Source organism: Natranaerobius trueperi, assembly GCF_002216005.1.
GTDB lineage: Bacteria > Bacillota > Natranaerobiia > Natranaerobiales > Natranaerobiaceae > Natranaerobius_A > Natranaerobius_A trueperi.
The window spans coordinates 1-4,252 of sequence record NZ_NIQC01000056.1; the positions used below are offsets into that span (position 1 = coordinate 1).

Sequence of the window (4,252 nt, forward strand, 5' to 3'; positions counted from 1 at the left end):
ATATGATGACATATCCAAAAGATACGAGGTACTGCACTTAAATCATTGAACCGCCAAGTACCGGACGGTATGCTTGGTGGTGTGAGAGGTCGGTAGATAAATTAATTATCTACCTCCTACTCGATTTAAACTATGCATTAATCATTTTTTTTACAAACATCTACTAACTCTCCATTAGTAATGGTAGCTAGCTTGTCAATTGTTATAGGAACAGCAGTATTAGCAGTTCCTGCTGCAGTATAAACAACTTCGAACCTTCTCATACTTTCATCTATCAAAATACTTACAGGGTGTTTTAGAGCAAAGGGACATAACCCACCGGGTGAAAATCCTGTTATTTGTAGACATTCTTCATGTTTTGCCATTTTGGGTTTAGCTCCTAATATTTTTTTTAATGAACTAGTATGTACTTTAACATCACCACTAGTGACAACTAATACTGGATTGTCATCTACTAAAAATAAAATAGATTTTGCTATTTGCCCAACTGTTACCCCTAATTGTTCAGCTGCCATCTGAGCAGTTTTAGTAGTTCCCTCATTAAACTCAATAACCTCTAAATCAAATGAACTGATATAGTCTTTAACTCGTTCTTTTGTTTCTATCATAACTCTTCACTCCTTTATCACTTTAGTTACTCCTATATATATTATCATATATATGTATATAAATGGAAATAGTTAAGTTCGAATTTTGTGTTTTTAGAAATATATAGTTATGGAAGAATTTAAAGTTTATACAATAAATTTTAAAACTCTATTGACTAAAGTAGATATACTTGATATAGTAATAATAACAGTTACTAATAACAAAAAGGAGGAAGGTCGTATGCAAAATCAAGAAAGTTTCAGAATGCCATTATTAGGAGAGGCGTTTCCTAATGTTGAGGTTCAAACAACGCATGGTACTTTAAAATTACCTCAAGATTATGAGGGGAAATGGTTTGTCCTATTTAGTCACCCTGGGGATTTCACTCCAGTTTGTACAACTGAATTTGTTGGCTTTGCTAAGAAAAGTGAAGAGTTTAAGAAATTAAATACAGAACTCATAGGATTATCTGTGGACCAGGTATTTTCACATATAAAGTGGGTAGAATGGATTAATGAGAATTTTGAAGTTAAAATTCCTTTCCCAGTAATTGCGGATGAAATGGGAGAAGTATCAAAACAATTAGGAATGCTTCATCCAAATAAGGGTACAAATACTGTCCGTGCTGTATTTGTAGTCGATGATAAAGGGATTTTGAGATTAATTAAATATTATCCACAAGAAATAGGTAGAAATATTGATGAAATATTAAGATCAATTAAAGCTCTTCAAACTCATGAGCAGAATGGAGTTGCACTTCCTGAGAATTGGCCAAATAATCCAATCCTTGCTGATAAAGCGATTATTCCACCTGCAAGCACGGAGGAAGAGGCTAAAGATAGGATGAAACAGGCTGAATCAAATGAAATAGAGTGTAAAGACTGGTGGTTTTGCTACAAAAAACTATAGAATATTTTAAAAGGAGCATAGAAATATGCTCCTTTTAAATAGACCTGCTAAATTTTAGTAAACTACAGTAATAGTAGCGAAAATTCCTATCATAGCTCCTAAACATAACTCCCCTATAGTATGTCTTTTTAAGTATAATCTAGCCCAGAATACTATGGGTAATAAAATAAATAAGGATAAGTAGGTTCTTCCGAGAAAATAACTTAAAAATGTTAAGGGACCTGCAACTCCGCAGGCGTGTCCACTTGCTTTATAATTAATTAGTGTATTACAAGTAGTTAATATGAGACCAGCTAAGACATATGTTAAAAATAGAAGTTTCACACCTTGTGGACCATCAAATGAAACTACCGTTACGGCGCCTGTGATTTGTCCTAAAGCTGCCATGGTAAAGGCGAGTTTTCGTTCTCCTTTTCTACCTTGAATATTATATTTCGGAATATATTTTTTTAGAATGTAAGCTGAAAGAGGAATAATTACTAAAAAAAGATTAGACATTAAGAACCAACTTAAACTATTATTAAAGAATGTACTATAATTGAGATAGATTAAAGTGATAACTAATAGAGCTATCATTGGTACAACAGTGAGAATGCTAATTAACTTTGCTAATTTATTAGGCATAATCCGCCTCCTCTTTTTAATTTTCTGAACAGGTTATACAAAGGGTATTACCTGTTTTATTTTTAGTACGCGTCTTCATGACAGCTTCCTTGCAATTAATACATTGGTAAGATTCATTAATTACTGCTTTATCAGGTTTATCATTTATGGAATCATAGTATTTAATAGTGAATAGCTTTTCTGTTGAAAGACTAAAAATATTGTCAATCTTATCATTTCGATTTTTTCCGGTTAAAACACCATATTTAAGTCCTAACCTAACACCTTGATTTTTATCTCTAGATATTAAAGTAAGAGCATGTTTTCCTAAATCTTTAAAAAAGAAGTTTCCTTTACCAAAAGTACAACCTGTTAAAACTTGTATTGCATCAGCTCCGCATGCGTCAGTCTCTATTATTGCTAGTAATTCTTCGTCTACCGATTTATCAACTTTTAGTATTTTAAGAGCATCTAGAGCTAGTCGATATCCAATAGCAAGACCTGGACATTCATGACCATGAAATTTAGTAACTTCATTCCATTTATTCATAAAATATTCCTCCCTTAAGTTTACTACTAGGATAAAATATTGTGGAAAAATTGTGAACCGAGCTTCTAGTATTACTACTAGAATTTCCTGTTTCTCAGACCGAAAAATTCTGACCAATATCTTCACTAACTATAACTAGGTTTTCGCTTATATATGTGAAAATAATTTATTCAAGAAATCTTTTTCACTAAAATCTTCTCATTAGCTATAAAGTAGCTAGGACTCCATAAGAGTCTATCCCTAAGCTTTAGTTTTATTTCTGGTCAGCTTATAATAATAGCTTTGCACTAACACCCTTTAATGCTTTAACCATATTGGACTTTTTTTATAGTATCTTGTGTTAATTAGTACACTAGACTATATGATACTAGGTATTATAAACATATTCTCTTTCATAAGTAACTTCTCCTAGATGCAACCACACAATTATATAATAGCATATGTCAAGATATAGAAATAGGTTAAAAGGCGTTACCAAGAGATATAAAGTATTATTTCATCCAACAGATGTCGCCACTTCTTATGACTAAAGTCAAGATAATGCGTGACGACTCTTTCAATTATTAATAGGTGAAACTGATTTAGGTACAGGTAGTGCTAATTTCAGTCCCTTTCTTTGTTTAAATATTACAAGTTGGGGCATATCATAAATTTCAAATGAAATTTGGGAGGGGGTTATCTATAAAGACGGACTTAGAGAGAGTGTAGTTGATGATGTAGCTGGAATTATAGATGGTACTGTATTAATTATTTTAGAGGATGGAAGAATTGCAACAAATATAGAAAAAGATTAAAGAAAGCTAAGATTACTCCATCTTATGACAATGACCAAACACAAAATCATACTAAGCCGGTAGAACCATAAAAGTTAGAGATAATTGCCATATACCGACCTAGTAGTTGTGTCTTCACCACATTTGGAGGTGTTTCTAATGAAAAAGCTTATCCAAAAGTTTATAAAAAACTAAAAAAGCAAATCAGGGTAAAAAATTAGATTGTTGTGATTTAAAACAAGAAAAACGTGACCAAAATCATAGTGTAAAAAATCATAAGAACCATAAAAAACGGGAGGTAAGAAAAGAATGCCTGATGTTATCTGTTAACTTCGAAATTCTACTGTGTCCCCTTCTTTTAGTTGGGATGATGTTTTTTATGAAATGTTGCTCGTGTCGTAGGAGTCACGACCACGATAAACAAGGTAAATAAAAACGAAGAATGACAACTCTAGAAAGGAGGAGTAGTATGAATAAAAGTGATAGGAATAGTTTCAGTAGTTTTACTAGTAATGACTGTAGGAACTGTAGCATTTGCACAAGTAGATAATTCCAGTGAAGAATTAAACTTTAAAGAAATGTTTCCTTTTATGAGATCATCATCTAAATATGTCAGATGAAGAGCTAGAAAGAATGTATGAATCTTGTCATGGTTCAAATTAAGAATAGGACGGCTGTTCTGCCGTCCTATTCTTTAATTTAGAGAGTGTAAAATAAACGGTGTAAACCTTCCGAAATGATGTATAATAAAAATAGAATGGGAGGTTTGCACCGTTATGAATTTAATAGACAAAAAGCAAGTAAGAGAAATGATGAAACAAGGTAAACT

General features: G+C 32.2%; 5 protein-coding genes. 2 read left to right on the forward strand and 3 right to left on the reverse strand.

From position 1 onward, the window contains the following. Positions 1-137 precede the first annotated feature (137 nt). Entirely contained in the window at positions 138-608 is a 471-nt protein-coding gene (locus CDO51_RS12895; protein WP_089024632.1) for a YbaK/EbsC family protein, read from the reverse strand. Positions 609-828: 220 nt separating this feature from the next. Here CDO51_RS12895 and CDO51_RS12900 point away from each other — a divergent pair, with 220 nt between their 5' ends. Beyond that, complete coding sequence (locus CDO51_RS12900; protein ID WP_089024633.1) at positions 829-1,497, forward strand: peroxiredoxin; 669 nt, start codon at positions 829-831, stop codon at positions 1,495-1,497. Between the two features lie 54 nt (positions 1,498-1,551). Here the strand turns inward: CDO51_RS12900 and CDO51_RS12905 are convergent, their stop codons facing one another. Together CDO51_RS12905 and CDO51_RS12910 are read right to left on the reverse strand one after the other, a co-directional pair. Next, entirely contained in the window at positions 1,552-2,121 is a 570-nt protein-coding gene (locus tag CDO51_RS12905; protein ID WP_089024634.1) for a hypothetical protein, read from the reverse strand. 16 nt (positions 2,122-2,137) lie between these two features. Beyond that, on the reverse strand, positions 2,138-2,650 hold the full coding sequence (locus CDO51_RS12910) for an FmdE family protein (RefSeq protein ID WP_089024635.1): 513 nt from the start codon (positions 2,648-2,650) through the stop codon (positions 2,138-2,140). A 1,252-nt stretch (positions 2,651-3,902) separates the two neighbouring features. Between CDO51_RS12910 and CDO51_RS13960 the strand changes: the two genes are divergently transcribed. Next, positions 3,903-4,043, forward strand: coding sequence for a hypothetical protein (locus CDO51_RS13960; RefSeq protein ID WP_158212470.1), 141 nt, complete (start codon positions 3,903-3,905; stop codon positions 4,041-4,043). Positions 4,044-4,252 lie beyond the last annotated feature (209 nt).

Excerpts from the sequence above, each read along its gene's own strand:
- CDO51_RS12895 (WP_089024632.1), bottom strand. The coding sequence starts at position 608 with ATGATAGAAACAAAAGAACGAGTTAAAGACTATATCAGTTCATTTGAT.
- CDO51_RS12900 (WP_089024633.1), top strand. The coding sequence starts at position 829 with ATGCAAAATCAAGAAAGTTTCAGAATGCCATTATTAGGAGAGGCGTTT.
- CDO51_RS12905 (WP_089024634.1), bottom strand. The coding sequence starts at position 2,121 with ATGCCTAATAAATTAGCAAAGTTAATTAGCATTCTCACTGTTGTACCA.
- CDO51_RS12910 (WP_089024635.1), bottom strand. The coding sequence starts at position 2,650 with ATGAATAAATGGAATGAAGTTACTAAATTTCATGGTCATGAATGTCCA.